Consider the following 16623-nt stretch of genomic DNA (forward strand, 5'->3'; position numbering starts at 1 on the left):
ACAGCCGGATGATGTCACAGATACCTCAACTCAGTGGCTTCGATCGACTTGCAGTGGAGCGTGCGGTCCACGCCCTTAGCCGCGTAAACGTCCGCAACCCCCTGTCCGTTGAACGCATCAAGGTGTGGGTCAAGCAGTTCGTGTCGGAAGAGGAAAAAACACTTGCTTGGCTGATCCTGCGCAATCTGATTTTTCGAACCAACGAACAGCTACTGTCGTCGATGCGCCAAGCCTTGAAGCAAGCCGCTTTGCACTTTCTCGACGAGAGCGGCCAGCGGGAAACCGTAGCCTGGACTGATGCCCTGAAAGGCGCCGCTGGCCTGGACTTTTACTGCGGCCCGTCGTCGCTCGTGGTCTACGGCATGGCTGAGCCCGGTAAGAGTGGCGACTTGATCGCCAGGGCGATCAATCAACGGTACGGAATTGCGAAGCTGTTCCCCTCCGACGTCACCGAGCTACGCGAAAATGAGCGATTCATTGTCGTGGACGATGGCACCTATACTGGCACACAACTTAGCAACTTTCTTCAGAGTTGGGACCGAGACTATACCAGCGGGCGCATTGCAATCGCTGTCGGCTTGGCACATCAAACGGCTTGCGATCACCTAAGTGACCAGTTTCCTGACGTGCCGCTATTCCATGGAGAGTTGCTAACGCAGGAAACCTGCTTCGCTTCACTGACCCAAAAGTGGATCGAGACGCAACAATGGCAGTACGACAAATCGCCACTTGAGGTCTACGCTGAAGTCCACAAGCGCGCCCAGCCATTCAAGGAAGGAAGCGGAGGAAATGGCTATGGCGACATCGGGGCGTTAGTCGCGTTCAGCCATGGCGTGCCGGACGACTCGATTCAATTGCTGTGGGGCGTTTCCGAAAACTGGAAACCTCTCGTCGAACGATAGGCTTGATTATGCATATTGACGCCTCCATGCTCGCGCGTACCCGCGCAGAGGAACATAGCGCCGACGTCTGGGGTGAGTTCTTCATCCCCCCCTACTTTGATCGGTTGGCTCTCACGTCGGCCACGCGCTCGGTCTACATCACCGGCAAGCGCGGCTGCGGCAAGACCATGCTGCTGAAGTACTTTGATTACCACACCGCATTCTCCAAGCGGCGCAAGGAGATCCCGGTCGATGCAATCAACCATGTCGGTATCTACTGGCGGGTCGATACTCAGTTCTGTAGTTCGCTGAATCACCGCGGAATCGCAGACGACGAATGGAGCGTGGTGTTTGAGAGCTACTTCGGCTTAGTGATCGCCACCGAACTCCTACATGCAGTTGAGACCATTGCCGATAGCGCCTTCTCGGGCTTCAACCGCGAGGACCTGGTAGCGCTAAGCCTGCCCAGCGCTGCGGACTACCTCGCCGATGCACCCACTAACGTACGCGATCTGACCAAGTACCTTGAATCGCTGCGGCGCAGATTCACGACTTGGGTCTCCAATGTCAAAGCGATGGACTGCCCAATTCTGCCCCCGGGCCGGGAGTTCATCTTGTCCTTGATCGCGGACATGCAAGCCAACCTAGCCCTTTCAACGCTCGCTGTCTTTATCTACGTTGATGAGGTCGAGAACCTGGTGCCATACCAGCGCCGCGTGCTCAACTCCTTCCTGAAGCATAGCCAGCGCCCAATGATCGTAAGCTTCACGTCGAAGGAACATCCATCCGACAACGACACGTCCGGCTCCGAATCAATCAATGCAACCCACGACTACCGACTGGTAGATCTTGACTACTTGTTGGCTCTCAGCGGCACGGCGATGATTTTTTTCGCGGAAGTGTTCCTCGGCAACCTGGACATCGCCGCTAGTCAACCGGAAAGCGAGCGGCTGGATATCGTAAGGTCGCACGATCGGCTGGCTGAACGTCAGACGCCCACATATCAGAAAGCCGTGCTGGCGGACATGCGCACACGGTTCCCAGACATGGCGGACAAGCAGATCGCCATCCACGCTCTTCAGCAGGCACCGTTACGCAAGAGCATCCAGGAGCGAATCAGCAAGGCCCTGAAAGACCGTAGAAGTAGCCTGACCGTCGATGACTTCCTGTTCGATGGCGCCCCGGCTGAGGCAGTCGTTACGCTACCTGCGTTACTGAACCGAGAGACACTTCACCCTGACAAGGTGCTAGCCGAGCTGAAAAGATTTTCTGTCGATCAGAAAGGTCAATTCAGCAGCAGTTGGGTGCACAACAACCTGTTCGGAGCCTTGCTGGAGTTGTATCGACCATTCGGGCGCGAATGCCCGCTGTATAGCGGCTTCGATACCCTTTGCACGATGTCGAACAACAACTTACGGAATTTCCTTATCCTTTGTTATAAGACCCTCGAAGTTGCAGAGTTGCGGGACCAGCCAGACCCGCCGTACGCTGTGTCTATCCAGTGCCGCGCAGCATACGACGCATCGGAACAATTGATCAAGGAAATCAGGACGTTCGGGCGGTTTGGTGAGCCGCTACGTATGTTCGTGCTGAGGCTAGGCAATATCTTTCGCGCATTGCAAGCCAGCCCGACCATGAGTGAGCCGGAGCAAAACCAGTTCACAATCAATTCCGGCGGTCGCTCTCTCGACAAGTCCGAGCTGGACTTCATCGCAGAAGCGCAGCGCTACGGCATCTTGGTCGAACAATTGGAAACCAAATCGAAATCTGGTGTTGGCCAGGACATCGTCGACTACCAGTTGAACCCTATCTACGCGCCCTACTTCCAGATCAGCTACAGACGCAAGCGTAAGCTCGAAATCTCCGTGGAGCAGTTCCACACGCTGGTGATGGGCAACGAGAACGAATACAAGGAACTGGCACGCGGTCTCGCGCGGCAACTATCAGAGATCGACGCCCAACAACTCGGCTTGCAGTTATGATGAAGACAAGGTTTTTCTCAGTCTCCGGCAAAAGCGCTGCAGACCTTCAACTTCCCGAGGACATGATCCTGCTGCACGGCGAGGAGTTGGATGATCGAGGGGAATCGGCCTGCCGAAGCGCGCCTGAAAGCAGGCGAGTCCAGCTGACCTTCGGTGTCGACGACATGTCGCTGACCGTCGGTACGCAGACGAAGTCCAGCGACTCGGCCATCGAGCTGTTAAGCGCGTACGACTGGCGCAAGGTGGTTTTAGAAGCAACGACGCTCGGGTTTGCCGAGCTGTTTTGTGCCGTCAACGCGCTGCTAACCTGCGGTGCCAGCTCGATCAGCATTATTTACGTCGAGCCTGCCGAGTACACACGCGATGGTAAGGGCGCTGAGTTGTTCGCGTTGTCGGAGCCGACCCGCGGTTACGTAGCAATTCCAAACGCTATCGTCGACTTAGCTAGTGAAGAGGTCGAAGCCGGCGTCTTTTTCCTGGGGTTCGAGCCAGAACGGCTGGATCGTGCACTTGAGGAATATCAGATGATCGCGTCGAAGTATGTGAAGGTGGTATTCGGGATCCCGGCATACCACCCTGGCTGGGAGCTTGACGCCATCATTCCACACCTCCCGGCCCTGGAACGTCACAAACTGCAGCTCGACTATTGCTCAGCAAATGACCCTGAGGCTGCGTTCGAAAGCCTCGAACGCACACGCGACACACTTGGGGCCGAGAGACGAATGTTCGTTGCGCCCATCGGCCCGAAGCCATGCGGCATCGCTTCCGCGATCTTCGCGAGTGTCTATCCCGAGCAAGTTGGCCTTCTGTTTGACCATCCCCGCCGCAAAAAGAAGCGCTCCTCAGGCGTTGACCTTTGGCATCGATTCACTGTGACGGTCGAGCGTAGCGACTAATCGGCGTCTGCCGCAACCACCTGCGACAATTCATGTCTTGGCGGTGGTAATAGCGGCTTGCAGGAGCTCCCTAATCTTCGGTTCAGGCTTCCAGTAATTTGGTCCCTTCAGGAACTTGCCGTTGTCGTCGTAAATTGGCTTGCCGTCCGCGCCGAGCTTACTCTCGTTGCTATCCATAATTATGGACAAAACCTCTTCGAGCGGAATACCGTATTTTAGCGCTTCGGATCGGCAATAGACGATCACGTCGCCAAGAAGATCTGCCATTGCCACGAGGACATCCAAGGGATCCACCTGTCGTTCGGCGGCAGTGACGATCTCGTCAATCTCATTGACCTCGTCAAGCAGGGTCGCCTTGAATTTTCGCAACCTGTCAGCCGGCGCGGCCGGCAACACCGGGCTTGGCTGCACCGGCAACTTGTACATCTCGTTCATCGCAGCGATACGGTCGGCAAAGGTCGGTTCAGTCAATCTTCTTCTCCAACAACGATTGGGCATCTGGGCAGTGTAATACCCGCGCGCCCAAAGTCATTTTTTCGGGCGTATCTCCGGTGTAATGCAACAGAACAGCGCACGGCTCTACCAAATCAGCACCGCCCAAGCCTCACATGCGCTTCGCCAGCGACGTCCAGGCCCGCTGTTGTTGTAGCAAGCAGTAGAACAGGTTTACGAGCAACGCGTCCAGTTGCTCGAACTATCTTAGAAACGTCTACCCCTAGTCGCCGACTGATCCAGTCAGATATTCGGCTTCGTGCTGGGGGGAGCCAAACCTCCGCCGGCTTCCCGCCGAATTTTCTCGTCAAATAGTCGCGAAGGGTGACCGTCGGCACATGCCGCTGAAAGAGCGCGTGGATCGCCTCGACCTTGTAGCCCAGGGCGAGCAGGCTGGCGGTGATGGAGCCAGTGCTTGTACCGAAGATCAGATCGAAGCACTCGCACAGCAGCGGCCCCGCCGTCGCCTTGGTCTCACGCAGCACTCCCAGCGTATAAAAACCCTTGGCGTCGCCGCCGTCCAGTGAAAGTCCTGCAAGGCCTTCTGGCCGCCGCCGGCGCGTCGCGTCCTGCGTTTGTCTCGTTCATGTAACACCCCCTGTTACCGCGCCAGCGTAACAGCAGCAATACGGTGCGCTGCCGTTTCGGCAGTCTGCATCGCATGCGTTGGCGCGGGGTGCCGAGTTAATCTCGATGCGCGTTAGCCTTCGCTATGCGCGAAATCTCGTCGACAAGACACTGTCATCAAGACTCGCGTTTATCATCAAGTCGGGCGCGTGCCGCCGCGATCGATTGGTGCAACTTCGCCTGCAGCGTCTCACGCGGCGGCAGCACGGTCAGGTACTCTGCCACGTGGATCCCACTTTTGCCGAGTTCAAGCAATTCAATCTGTTCTTGCTTTTTTCCCGCACATAGGATGATGCCGATCGGCGGCGCTTCATCCGGCTCCTGCTCGTGCTTCGCGAGCCAGCGCAAGTACAGCTCCATCTGACTCTTGTACTCGGCCTTGAAGGAACCGAGCTTCAGTTCGATGGCGACAAGACGCTTGAGCTTGCGGTTGTAGAACAACAGGTCGAGATAGAAGTCGTCATCGTCGATAGGAAGCCGTTTCTGGCGCGCAACAAACGTGAAGCCCGCGCCGAGCTCCAGTAGGAACTGTTCCATCTCGCGCAGGATCGCATCCTCGAGATCGCGTTCCAGATAGTGATCATTGAGGCCGAGAAAATCGAGTATGTATGGATCTTTCAGCACGAGATCAGGCGTCATCTGCTGCGCGTCGCGCAGGTGCGCCACTTCGCGCCGGATCACTTCTTCGGGTTGCCGCGACAGCGCACTGCGCTCGAACAGCATCGACTGCATCCGCTCCTGCAACTGCCGCGACGACCAGCGCTCCAGGCGACAGAGTTCAATGTAGAAGTCGCGCTTGAGCGAGTCTTCGACGTACATCAACATCTTCAGATGGGTCCAGCTCAATTCTCTCCGCAGTGCGGAGAGAATTGACTCGTCCGAAAACACCTCGGCCGCGCGAATGCAGTGACGCAATTGCTGCTCGCTCCAACCCCGGCCGTATTCGGCTCTCAGTTGCCGAGCGAGCGCGGGGAGGATCTGTTGTCCATAGCCCGCGCGCTCACCGCCCAGCACATCATCCCGAATGCGACAACCAACTTGCCAATAAAGTAGGGTCAGTTCAGCATTGACGGCCGCCGCCGCTCGGACGCGCGCCGAATCAATCATGCGGCGGATGTCGGTCAATAGGGATGCGGGGACGAGTTCGGTCATCTTGTCAGGAATGGAGGGCTCAGCGGGCCGGCGCGCGCCAATAGGGGCCACGTTACCGTAATCTCAGCCACGGTGGAACCCTGCTGGGCGCTCCCCCAATTCTCTCCGCACCGCGGAGAGAATTCAGCCACCTGCCAGCTGGGACCCTCGCCTCTCACCGCGCTAAATGTGGGCGCTCGCAATTGAGCTTCAGCACCGCCTGAGACGAAGCCGCCTCTCCAGCCGCCCTGCCCGGATCGAAGAACTTCCTGGCTCGCGTGTAACGCAATGCCCAATGAACCCGCCCACGGCACGTCGTCGCCCGCGCCAGAAATCCAAGGGCGCCGAAACGGTGACGGCACCGCTTTTTCGATCGCCGCGGTGGGAGCGCGCAATTCCCTACAGGGAGTGCCGCGCACGCCGGGGCCTCGTCCATGCCCCGAAATGAAGGGCAACATAGCCCTTACTATGTCCCCCTTCATTCCGCCGGATCCTGCTTCGACAAGGACCACTTCGGCGGAGCCGCATCGTGCCCCTCTTTCACTGGGCAACCGCTCACGTCCTAAGTCGCCCCCCTGAAGTTTCTACGTAAAAACTGTCAAACTGCCGCGCCCACACGCGCACCACAGGTCGGTCGCACTAGCTTGCAAACTCATCCGCCTATCAATGCGCATCAGACGCTCGGCGTGATTCACGACCGCAGTCAAACAACGTTCATTCCCCAGTCCGATTTGATCTGGCAAGCCAAAGTCCGGATTCACCGCGCAACGCTACGAACACTAAAAAAACACTAAAAAACGCGGCTCGAACCGGTACTCGGTAAATATCGGCGGCTCGCCCACTCAAAGGCCCTTGCCGATTGGAGCTTCGACGGATTCCAGCACACTCCGACGGAACACCTGAGACATCACAATTCATTTAACTTTCCGTGAGGACTTCGACACCGGCCGCTGACTACGATGGGCGCATATTTTCAGGACCTGCCGCCAGGAGCCCATCATGCCCACCCGCAGACATCTGCTGTTCGCCGGCGCCACCGGCCTCGCCGTGCTCGCGACCCTGTCGTCCGTCGGGCGCCGCGCGCTGGTCGGCCGTGCGTTCGCCGCATCGCCGGCCACCCCGCAGACGGCCGCCCCGTTTGAAGTCATCCTCAGCGATGCCGAATGGCATCGCCGGCTCACGCCCGCCCAGTACTCGGTCCTGCGCGAAGCCGGCACCGAGCGGCCGTACACCAGCCCGCTGAACGACGAGCACCGGCAAGGCACGTTCGCGTGCGCCGGCTGCGCCCTCGCGCTGTTCTCGTCGGCCACCAAGTTCGACAGCCATACCGGCTGGCCGAGCTTCTGGAAACCGCTCGACCACGCGGTCGCCACGAACACCGACGCATCGTTCGGGATGATCCGCACGGAAGTGCACTGCCGCCGCTGCGGCGGCCATCTCGGCCACGTGTTCGACGACGGCCCGCAACCGACCGGCCTGCGCTACTGCATGAACGGCCTCGCGCTCACCTTCCACCCCGCCGCCGCCTGATCCGGCCCCGAACTCCCGACCGACTGGAGAACGCACCATGCTGCTCATCGTCCTTGCCTACCTCGGCGGCGTGCTCACGATCCTGAGCCCGTGCATCCTGCCCGTGCTGCCGTTCGTGTTCGCGCGCGCCGACCAGCCGTTCGTCCGCAGCGGCCTGCCGCTGCTCGTCGGCATGGCGCTCACGTTCGCCGTCGTCGCGACGCTCGCCGCCGTGGGCGGCGGCTGGGTCGCGCAGGCCAACCAGGCCGGCCGCTGGGTGGCGATCGTGCTGCTCGCGATCTTCGGCCTGACCCTGCTGATGCCGCGCCTCGCGGAGCACCTGACGCGCCCGCTCGTCGCCGCCGGCAACCGGCTCACCGGCTTCGCGCAACGCGACGGCCGCCCGGCCGGCCCCGCGTCGTCGCTGCTGCTCGGCGTCGCGACCGGCCTGCTGTGGGCGCCGTGCGCGGGCCCGATCCTCGGGCTCGTGCTGACCGGGGCGGCGCTGCGCGGCGCCAGCGTCGGCACGACGCTGCTGCTGGTCGCGTATGCGGCCGGCGCGGCGACGTCGCTCGGGGTCGCGCTCGTGATCGGCGGCAAGGTGTTCGCCGCGATGAAGCGCTCGCTCGGCGCCGGCGAATGGATCAAGCGCGGGATCGGCGTGGCGCTGCTGGCCGGCGTCGGCGCGATCGCGCTCGGCCTCGATACGGGTGCGCTCGCGCAGCTGTCGACCGTCACGACGGGCGGCCTCGAGACGAAGCTCGTCGACCGGCTCGGCGGGCGTTCGAACGGCGCACCGGGCGCACCGGCGGCGATGGCCGCGACCGGCAACGCCGCCGACGACACGAATGGCGGCGCGATGATGGCCGCGGCGGCCGATCGCACCCAGGCCAACGGCGGGGTGATCGCCGGCGGCGCGATGATGCGCGCGGTGGATACGACGCATGCGCCGGCCGCGCTGCCCGTCGAAGGCACGCTGCCGTCGCTCGACGGCGCGGTGCAGTGGCTGAACTCGCCGCCGCTGACGGCGGCCAGCCTGCGCGGCAAGGTCGTGCTGGTCGATTTCTGGACGTATTCGTGCATCAACTGCCTGCGCACGCTGCCGTACACGACCGCCTGGGCACGCAAGTACGCGCCGTACGGGCTCGTCGTGATCGGCGTGCACGCACCCGAGTTCGCGTTCGAGCGCGACATCGGCAACGTGAAGAAGGCCGTGCACGACCTCGGCATCGACTTCCCGGTCGCGATCGACAACCGCTTCACGATCTGGCGCGCGTTCAACAACGAATACTGGCCCGCGCACTACTTCGTCGACGCGCAGGGGCGCGTGCGCCGCCACCACTTCGGCGAAGGCGAATACGCGGAATCGGAGCGCGCGATCCAGTCGCTGCTCGCCGAGGCCGGCCATCCGGAAGCGCTGAACGTGCCGATCGGGCTCGCCGGTGCGCCCGCGAAGGGGGCGCTGGCCGCGGCCGACAGCGCGGACGTCCGCTCGCCCGAGACCTACGTCGGCTACGCACGCGCCGAGGCTTTCATGTCGCCGGGCGGCGTGGTGCGCGACGCGGCGTACCACTACGCCGAGCCGGCCCGTCCCGATCTCAACGACTGGGGCCTCGCCGGCATGTGGCAGGTCGGCGCCGAACGCGCGACGCTCGCGGCGCCGGCCGGCCGCATCGTCTACCGCTTCCATGCACGCGACCTGCACCTGGTGCTCGGCCCCGGCGAGGACGGCAAGCCGGTGCGCTTTCGCGTGACGCTCGACGGCGCGGCGCCCGGTGCCGCGCACGGCAGCGACGTCGATGCGCAAGGCTACGGCACCGTGACCGGGCAGCGCCTGTACCAGCTGGTCCGGCAGCCCGGCGCGATCGCCGACCGCACGTTCTCGATCGAGTTTCTCGATCCCGGCGTGAATGCGTATGCGTTCACGTTCGGCTGATCCCGGCCGGACGCGGCGCACCGGCGCCGCGTCCGGGCCACCCGCTTCCCGTACCGCCTTTCGAAGGAGCACACCGTGAACACCACTTCTCCCCGCGGCCCAGCACCGCAACGGCGCACGGCGATGCTGCGCCGCATCGGCGCGATCGCCGTCGCGGCCGCCGCCGTGTTCGGCTACCAGCGCATCGTCAATTCCGCCGAACCGATGCGCACGGTGCCCGCCCCGACGCTCGACGAAACACCGGGCGCGTCGCACGACGAGACGGCCGTGCTCGCCGGCGGCTGCTTCTGGGGCGTGCAGGGCGTGTTCGAGCACGTGAAGGGCGTGAAGCAGGTCACGGCCGGCTATGCGGGCGGCGCGTCCGAAACCGCGCACTACGCGCTCGTCGGCTCGGGGCTGACCGGGCACGCGGAATCGGTTCGCATCGTCTACGACCCGACGCAGATCACGTACGGCCGGCTGCTGCAGGTGTTCTTCTCGGTCGCGCACGATCCGACCGAGCTCAACCGGCAGGGCCCCGACGAAGGCTCGCAATACCGGTCGGCGATCTTCCCGACCACCGCACAGCAACGCGCGGTCGCGACCGCTTACATCGCGCAGCTCGGCACCGCGCACGTGTTTCCGGCGCCCGTCGTCACGCGCGTCGAGGACTACAAGGGGTTCTACCCGGCCGAGGCCTATCACCAGAACTACCTCGAACTGCACCCCGACGCGCCGTACATCGCGTACAACGACATGCCGAAGATCACCGGGCTGAAGCAGCACTTCCCGGCGCTGTACCGCACCGACGCGGTACTGTGGCGCGATGCGCGCTCGTGACCGCCAAGCGGCCGCGTGACGGGGTGACGCCCGCCGCGCGGCCGAGATCCGTGCGGCCACGCACGGCCAGCGCGCGCCGCCTTCGACCCGGATTGCGCTGCATCAACGAAACCGCGGCCGCCGTGCCGGGGCAAACCCGCATCGCGTCCGCCGCGACCGGCAACTTCGCGTAGACTTCTCCAGATCCCCGCCGCATCATGCGGCGCCCGGAATCCCCGTTCAGCCCGGAGACGTCACGCATGCGCGCAGTGCCCATTCCTGACAGCGGCATCCTTGGAGAACCCTCTTCCGGCGCGGCCGTGCGCGACCTGCGCCGCGTGCCGATTCATCCCGATCACTGGTACCCGCTCGCGTGGTCGCGCGAGCTGAAACGCGGCAAGACGCTCGGCGTGCGCTTCGCCGGCGATCCGATCGTGCTCGTGCGCACCGAATCCGGCGCCGTGTACGCGCTCGAGGATCGTTGCGCGCACCGCCAGGTGCCGCTGCACGCGGGCGTCGTGAGCGGCGAGACACTGCGCTGCTGCTATCACGGCTGGACCTACGCGTGCGACAGCGGCCGCTGCGTCGACGTGCCGTACCTCGGCCGCGAGCGGCTGCCCAACGGCGTGCGCGCGTATCCGTGCCGCGAAGCGCACGGGCTGATCTTCGTCTTCCCGGGCGATGCGACGCTCGCCGACACCCGGCCGTTCCCCGCGCTCGAATCGGCGGACAACCGCGCATACAAGACGCGCCGCTTCGGCCGCGAGGTCAAGTGCCACTACTCGTTCATGCACGAGAACCTGATGGACATGAACCATCAGTTCCTGCATCGCAAGCAGATGGGGCAGATGCGCGCGCGCTCGGTGGGCCGGCGCCGCGGCGACGACTGGGTCGAGGTCGACTACACGTTCGCGCGGATGGAAGGCAAGCAGCCGGTGGGCGAAGCGCTCGTGTTCGGCGCCAGCAAGAAGCCGGCCGACCAGTCCGACAAGAGCGTGATGACGGTGCGCACCGGCTACCCGTACCAGACGCTGCAGATCCGTTCGAGCGAAGGCACGCTCGTGATGGACCTGTGGATCGTCTACGTGCCGCTCGACGCCGAGCAGCGCACCAACCGCACGTTCGGACTGCTGTCGATCCACAAGCCCGGCATTCCGTTCGCGCTCGATCTCGCGTGGCCGCTGCTCGTCTGGTTCACCGAGCGGATCTTCCGCGAGGATCGCTGGATCGTCGAGCGCGAGCAGGAAGCGCACGACGCCCAGGGCGCCGACTGGAACCACGAGGTGTTTCCGGTCATCAACGAGCTGCGCGACCTGCTGCGCCAGTGCGGCGCGCGCACGGTGATCCCGATCCGCGACGCGCGCGACGGCGCGTGACGCGTGCGGCGCGTGACTGGAGAAGCGCGCGCCGTTACAACCGGAATGCGCCCGGCAGCAATGCATGGGCCGTCGTGACCTCGACGGCCCCTTTCAGGTTGGCCAGGATCACTTCGATGTCGGGCGTGCCGATCTCGATGATCACCTGACGGCACGCGCCGCACGGCGCGATTGGGCCGTCCGTGTCGCCCACCACCGCGAGCCGCGTGAAATCCCCCGGACGATAACCGGCGGCGATGGCCGAAAACAGCGCCGTGCGTTCCGCACAATTGCAGAGTCCGTAGGACGCGTTCTCGACGTTGCAGCCATGAAAGATCGTCCCGTCGCGCGCCTGCAGCGCCGCGCCGACCTTGAAGCGCGAATACGGCGCATACGCGCGTTCGCGCGCCGCCTTCGCCGCGTCGATCAGTTCGTGTCGTTCCATCTCGTCGTAGCCTCGATTGTGTGCGGGGAGGTATCGGCGCGGCCAACCCCTGACCGTCGCGATACACCCGTGACGTGAAGTGAAGTGATCGCCGATGCCCGCGCCTGACGATCGATCAGCCGATCTGCTGATAAATGGTCGGCGGCGCGTCACCGGTTTCGCCCAGCACGTAGCTGCGCTGGATCGCGTCCACCGCGTGCGCGGCTGATGCGGCATCGCGGGCATGCACGTAGCCGAGCGGCTCACCGGCCTCGACACGCTGCCCGATCTCCGCGAGCGCCATCAGGCCGACACTGTAGTCGATCGCATCCGCCGCGCGCGTGCGGCCGCCGCCGAGCGCGACGACCGCCAGCCCGAGCGCGCGGCAATCGACGCGCTGCACCACGCCGCTCGTGCGCGCCGGAACCGGCACGATCACCTCCGCCCGCGCGAGATGACGTGCGGGTGCGTCGATCAGATCCGCGGGGCCACCGAGCGCCGTGACCATCCTCGCGAAGCGTTCCGCGGCCGCCCCCGTATCGAGCGCCTGCTGCAACTTCGCGCGCGCGTCTGCGACATCGCGTGCCAGCCCGCCGGTGACGAGCAGCTCAGCGGAAAGCGCCATCGTGACCTCATGCAGGCGCGCCGGGCGCGACTTGCCCGTCAAATAGTCGATCGCGCACACCACTTCGAGTGCATTGCCCGCGCACGGCGCGAGCGACTGGTTCATGTCGGTGAGGATCGCGGTCGTCTTCATGCCGGCGCCGTTGCCGACGTCGACGATGCTGCGCGCCAGTTCCGCCGATTTCTCCGCGGTCGGCATGAAGGCGCCGGAGCCGACCTTGACGTCCATCACGAGCCCGCCGAGCCCGGCCGCGAGCTTCTTCGACAGGATCGACGCGGTGATCATCGCGACCGACTCGACGGTCGCCGTCACGTCGCGAATCGCATAGATGCGCATGTCGGCCGGCGCCAGCCGCGCGGTCTGCCCGATGATCGCGACGCCGACGTCGCGCACCGTGCGGCGAAACGCGTCCGTGTCGGGCGCCACGTTGTAGCCGGGAATCGCGCTCAGCTTGTCGAGCGTGCCGCCGGTGTGTCCGAGCCCGCGCCCCGAGATCATCGGCACGTAGCCGCCGCACGCGGCCACCATCGGCCCGAGCATCAGCGATACGACATCGCCGACACCGCCGGTCGAATGCTTGTCGATCACCGGCCCGTCGAGCGCCAGCGCGCGCCAGTCGAGCACGTCGCCCGAGTCGCGCTGCGCGAGCGTCAGCGCGACGCGTTCGTCGGTGCTCAGGTCGTTGAAATACACGGCCATCGCGAACGCGGCCACCTGGCCCTCGGTCACGCTGCCGTCGGTCACGCCGCGCACGAACGCGGCGATCCCGTCGCGATCGAGCGGCTGCCCGTCGCGCTTCCGGCGAATGAATTCCTGCGGTAAGAACATCGTTGCCTCTCCTCGATCGGTCGACGGCCGCTGCGGGCTCAGTGCAGGGAAAAGAACAGGCCGGCGATCGCGGCGCTCATCAGGTTCGACAGCGTCGCGGCCGTCAATGCGCGCAGGCCGTGCCGCGCGACTTCCGAGCGGCGCTCGGGCGCGACCGCGCTGAAGCCGCCTGCGAGAATCGCGATCGACGAGAAGTTCGCGAAACCGCACAGCGCGAACGACACGATCGCGAGTGTCTTCGGGTCGAGCACCTGCAGGCCAGCGGCCGCGACGTGCTCGCCGCCCTTCAGGTACGGCGACAGGTCGCCATACGCGACGAACTCGTTGAAGATCAGCTTCTCGCCGATGAAGTTGCCGGCCAGCGCCGCGTCGTGCCACGGCACGCCGATGATCCACGCGAGCGGCGCGAACAGGTGGCCGATGATACCCACCAGCGTGATCTGCGGAAAGCCCGCGAACGCGGCCACGCCGCCGACGATCAGGTTCATCAGCGCGATGAGCCCCACGAACGCGATCAGCATCGCACCGACGTTGATCGCGATTCGCATCCCGACCGACGCGCCGGACGCCGCCGCCTCGATCACGTTGGCGGCCCGCTTGTCGTCGAAGTCGAGCCCGTCGACCACGACGCGGCTCGGCTCGACCGTCGGATACAGCAGCTTGCCGAACAGCAGCCCGCCCGGCACCGCCATGAACGACGCGGCGAGCAGGTATTCCATCCGCACGCCGAGGCCCGCGTAGCCGACCAGCACCGAACCCGCGACCGACGCCATGCCGCTCGCCATCACCGTGAAGATCTCGGCGCTCGTCATGTTCCGCACGAACGGCTTCACGAGCGCGGGCATCTCGCTTTGCCCGAGAAAGATCGTCGCCACGGCCGAGCATGCCTCGATGCGGCTCACGCCGAGCACTTTCGCGAGCGCCGCGCCGAGGATCGCGACGATCCACTTCATCACGCCGATGTAGTACAGCACCGCGATCAGCGCGGTCACGAAGATGATCATCGGCAGCACGCGCAGGCCGAACACGAACCCACCGTCGCCGAACAGCTGGAACATCCGGCTGTCGACGAGCCCGCCGAACACGAACGCGATGCCGTGATTGCCCATGTCGAGCACGCGATTGACGCCGTTCGCGGCCCCCGCCAGCGCCGTGCGGCCCGCCGGCACGAACAGCACCAGCGCACCGATCGCCAGCTGCGTGCACAGCGCGGCGATCAGGGTCCGGCCGCTCACCGCGCGCCGGTTGTTCGACAGCAGATAGGCAACCAGCAGCAGGAACAGCATACCCAGGAGACTGCGCAGAATATCCACCTCGTACTCCTTGCTCTCAATGTTGTTGGACTGTTCGGCGGGCGGCCCGGCACGCCTGCGCAACGCCGTCGGTGGATATTACTCGCCGGTATGCACGCCGACAACGCAAACAAAATGGTCGCATTTGCGCGACATCGCGTGTTGCGTCGACTTGCTCAGTTGTTCTATGTACCTGGAGATTGGAAAGGCGCGATCAACGCTTCACTCGTCCCAAATATTGAGCGCATTGGCGTGATGCGGGGAGGCGGCATGCGCGGTGCCGGCACAAACGGAGACGCGCGCTCAAACATGCGCGGGGCGTGTCGTTCCAACCGACACGCCCCGCGCGACACGCAACGCTCAGCCGGCGCGCTCGACCGGATGCGGCTCGCGCAACCGGTTCGCGATCCGCGCGGCCTCGTAGTAACTGGCCGCCGGCGGCCGCTTCAGGTAGCGGCCCGCGCCGCGCACGGCGCGCAGATCGCCGTCGGCCCACGCGAGGGCGCCGCGCGTGAGCGTGTGCGTCGCGACGCCCTGCACCGTCATCCCCTCGAACACGTTGAAGTCGACCTGCTGATGATGGGTCTTCACCGAGATCGTCTTCGTCGCGGCCGGGTCCCACACGACGAGATCGGCATCGGCGCCCACCTGCACGGCGCCCTTGCGCGGATACAGGTTGAAGATCTGCGCGGCGTTCGTCGACGTGATCCGCACGAACTCGTTCGGCGTGATGCGGCCATGATTCACGCCGTGATGCCACAGCACCGACATGCGATCCTCGACCCCGCCGCAGCCGTTCGGGATCTTCGTGAAGTCGTCGCGACCCATCGCCTTCTGCGATGCGCAGAACACGCAGTGGTCGGTTGCCGTCGTATGCAGTTGCCCCGCCTGCAGCCCGCGCCACAGCGCCTCGCGATGCTCGGCCGAGCGGAACGGCGGGCTCATCACGTGCGCGGCCGCACGCGTCCAGTCCGGATCGCGATAGACGGCCTCGTCGATCACCAGGTGGCCCGGCAGCACCTCGCCGAACACGCGCAGCCCTTCGCTGCGCGCTTTGGTGATCGCATCGACCGCGTCCTTCGCGGACACATGCACGATATACACCGGCACGCCGAGCACCTGCGCAATGCGGATCGCGCGGTTCGCGGCCTCGCCTTCCACCTCCGGCGGCCGCGACAGCGGATGCGCCTCCGGCCCCGTCATCCCGCGCGCGAGCAGCGCCTTCTGCAACTGGAACACGAGCTCGCCGTTTTCCGCGTGCACGGTCGGCAACGCGCCGAGTTCGAGCGCACGCGAGAAGCTGTTTACGAGCACCTCGTCGTCGGCCATGATCGCGTTCTTGTACGCCATGAAGTGCTTGAAGCTCGACACGCCGTGTTCGCGCACGAGCGTGCCCATGTCGCGGTGCACGCTCTCGTCCCACCACGTCACGGCCACGTGGAAGCCGTAGTCGGCCGACGCCTTCTCGGCCCAGCCGCGCCAGGCATGGAACGCATCCATCAACGGCTGCTTCGGGCTCGGGATCACGAAGTCGATGATGCTCGTCGTGCCGCCCGCGAGCCCGGCGGCCGTGCCCGAGTAGAAATCGTCGCTCGCGGTCGTGCCCATGAACGGCAGTTCCATGTGCGTATGCGGATCGATGCCGCCCGGCATCACGTACTGGCCGTGCGCATCGACGACGGTCGCGCCGGCCGGCGCGTCGATCTGCTCGGCGATCTGCAGGATCGTGCCGCCGTCCTCCGGGGCTGCGCAGAGCACGTCCGCGCGGTAGGAACGGTCCGCATCGACCACGGTGCCGCCACGAATCAGGATTGCCATGGGGTTGCCTCCTCGTTGACTGTCGGGTG

General features: G+C 64.5%; 14 protein-coding genes. 7 read left to right on the forward strand and 7 right to left on the reverse strand.

Features of this window, described 5'->3' with window-relative positions:
• The first annotated feature begins 8 nt into the window (after nucleotides 1-8).
• From LGM89_RS24430 to LGM89_RS24440, 3 genes are read left to right on the forward strand one after another with little or no spacing between them, the layout of a single operon-like run.
• Nucleotides 9-902 carry a hypothetical protein gene (locus LGM89_RS24430; protein WP_089498263.1) on the forward strand — a complete coding sequence of 298 codons (894 nt, stop codon included), beginning with the start codon at nucleotides 9-11 and terminating at the stop codon, nucleotides 900-902.
• Nucleotides 903-928: 26 nt separating this feature from the next.
• Nucleotides 929-2863, forward strand: coding sequence for a hypothetical protein (locus LGM89_RS24435; RefSeq protein WP_144023150.1), 1935 nt, complete (start codon nucleotides 929-931; stop codon nucleotides 2861-2863).
• Nucleotides 2863-3759, forward strand: a complete 897-nt coding sequence (locus LGM89_RS24440; RefSeq protein WP_144023149.1) for a hypothetical protein — start codon at nucleotides 2863-2865, stop codon at nucleotides 3757-3759. The genes LGM89_RS24435 and LGM89_RS24440 overlap by 1 nt, the downstream gene beginning before the upstream one ends.
• A gap of 30 nt (nucleotides 3760-3789) precedes the next feature.
• Here LGM89_RS24440 and LGM89_RS24445 read toward each other — a convergent pair whose 3' ends face one another.
• The 3 genes from LGM89_RS24445 to LGM89_RS24455 form a co-directional block, all read right to left on the reverse strand.
• Nucleotides 3790-4230, reverse strand: a complete 441-nt coding sequence (locus LGM89_RS24445; RefSeq protein WP_226274156.1) for a pyrophosphatase — start codon at nucleotides 4228-4230, stop codon at nucleotides 3790-3792.
• 116 nt (nucleotides 4231-4346) lie between these two features.
• A complete protein-coding gene (locus tag LGM89_RS24450) occupies nucleotides 4347-4736 on the reverse strand; it encodes a patatin-like phospholipase family protein (RefSeq protein ID WP_256990164.1) in 390 nt (129 codons plus the stop codon).
• 259 nt (nucleotides 4737-4995) lie between these two features.
• A complete protein-coding gene (locus tag LGM89_RS24455; protein WP_089498260.1) occupies nucleotides 4996-6030 on the reverse strand; it encodes a PDDEXK nuclease domain-containing protein in 1035 nt (344 codons plus the stop codon).
• Nucleotides 6031-7008: 978 nt separating this feature from the next.
• Here LGM89_RS24455 and msrB point away from each other — a divergent pair.
• The 4 genes from msrB to LGM89_RS24475 all read left to right on the forward strand — a co-directional run bounded on the left by msrB (nucleotide 7009) and on the right by LGM89_RS24475 (nucleotide 11628).
• Nucleotides 7009-7539 (forward strand): peptide-methionine (R)-S-oxide reductase MsrB, encoded by a 531-nt coding sequence (gene msrB / locus LGM89_RS24460; protein WP_226274157.1) that lies wholly within the window; start codon nucleotides 7009-7011, stop codon nucleotides 7537-7539.
• 37 nt (nucleotides 7540-7576) lie between these two features.
• A complete protein-coding gene (locus LGM89_RS24465) occupies nucleotides 7577-9454 on the forward strand; it encodes a cytochrome c biogenesis protein DipZ (protein WP_226205890.1) in 1878 nt (625 codons plus the stop codon).
• Between the two features lie 123 nt (nucleotides 9455-9577).
• On the forward strand, nucleotides 9578-10273 hold the full coding sequence (msrA, locus tag LGM89_RS24470) for a peptide-methionine (S)-S-oxide reductase MsrA (protein ID WP_089476580.1): 696 nt from the start codon (nucleotides 9578-9580) through the stop codon (nucleotides 10271-10273).
• A gap of 239 nt (nucleotides 10274-10512) precedes the next feature.
• Nucleotides 10513-11628, forward strand: coding sequence for an aromatic ring-hydroxylating oxygenase subunit alpha (locus LGM89_RS24475; RefSeq protein ID WP_089443805.1), 1116 nt, complete (start codon nucleotides 10513-10515; stop codon nucleotides 11626-11628).
• 34 nt (nucleotides 11629-11662) lie between these two features.
• Here the strand turns inward: LGM89_RS24475 and LGM89_RS24480 are convergent, their stop codons facing one another.
• From LGM89_RS24480 to hydA, 4 genes are all read right to left on the reverse strand, one after another.
• Nucleotides 11663-12052: a cytidine deaminase gene (locus LGM89_RS24480; RefSeq protein WP_089498257.1), complete on the reverse strand. Its 390-nt coding sequence runs from the start codon at nucleotides 12050-12052 to the stop codon at nucleotides 11663-11665.
• A gap of 115 nt (nucleotides 12053-12167) precedes the next feature.
• Nucleotides 12168-13484 carry a thymidine phosphorylase gene (gene deoA, locus LGM89_RS24485; protein WP_226274158.1) on the reverse strand — a complete coding sequence of 439 codons (1317 nt, stop codon included), beginning with the start codon at nucleotides 13482-13484 and terminating at the stop codon, nucleotides 12168-12170.
• A 38-nt stretch (nucleotides 13485-13522) separates the two neighbouring features.
• Nucleotides 13523-14797: a NupC/NupG family nucleoside CNT transporter gene (locus LGM89_RS24490; protein WP_089498255.1), complete on the reverse strand. Its 1275-nt coding sequence runs from the start codon at nucleotides 14795-14797 to the stop codon at nucleotides 13523-13525.
• Between the two features lie 339 nt (nucleotides 14798-15136).
• Nucleotides 15137-16594, reverse strand: a complete 1458-nt coding sequence (gene hydA / locus LGM89_RS24495) for a dihydropyrimidinase (protein WP_226274164.1) — start codon at nucleotides 16592-16594, stop codon at nucleotides 15137-15139.
• Nucleotides 16595-16623: the final 29 nt, after the last annotated feature.

Source organism: Burkholderia sp. AU31624 (assembly GCF_020420065.1).
GTDB lineage: Bacteria > Pseudomonadota > Gammaproteobacteria > Burkholderiales > Burkholderiaceae > Burkholderia.

Coding starts and splice junctions, on each gene's coding strand:
- msrA (WP_089476580.1), top strand. CDS start 9,578: ATGCTGCGCCGCATCGGCGCGATCGCCGTCGCGGCCGCCGCCGTGTTC.
- LGM89_RS24435 (WP_144023150.1), top strand. CDS start 929: ATGCTCGCGCGTACCCGCGCAGAGGAACATAGCGCCGACGTCTGGGGT.
- LGM89_RS24465 (WP_226205890.1), top strand. CDS start 7,577: ATGCTGCTCATCGTCCTTGCCTACCTCGGCGGCGTGCTCACGATCCTG.
- LGM89_RS24455 (WP_089498260.1), bottom strand. CDS start 6,030: ATGACCGAACTCGTCCCCGCATCCCTATTGACCGACATCCGCCGCATG.
- LGM89_RS24480 (WP_089498257.1), bottom strand. CDS start 12,052: ATGGAACGACACGAACTGATCGACGCGGCGAAGGCGGCGCGCGAACGC.
- hydA (WP_226274164.1), bottom strand. CDS start 16,594: ATGGCAATCCTGATTCGTGGCGGCACCGTGGTCGATGCGGACCGTTCC.
- deoA (WP_226274158.1), bottom strand. CDS start 13,484: ATGTTCTTACCGCAGGAATTCATTCGCCGGAAGCGCGACGGGCAGCCG.
- LGM89_RS24430 (WP_089498263.1), top strand. CDS start 9: ATGATGTCACAGATACCTCAACTCAGTGGCTTCGATCGACTTGCAGTG.
- msrB (WP_226274157.1), top strand. CDS start 7,009: ATGCCCACCCGCAGACATCTGCTGTTCGCCGGCGCCACCGGCCTCGCC.
- LGM89_RS24475 (WP_089443805.1), top strand. CDS start 10,513: ATGCGCGCAGTGCCCATTCCTGACAGCGGCATCCTTGGAGAACCCTCT.
- LGM89_RS24440 (WP_144023149.1), top strand. CDS start 2,863: ATGAAGACAAGGTTTTTCTCAGTCTCCGGCAAAAGCGCTGCAGACCTT.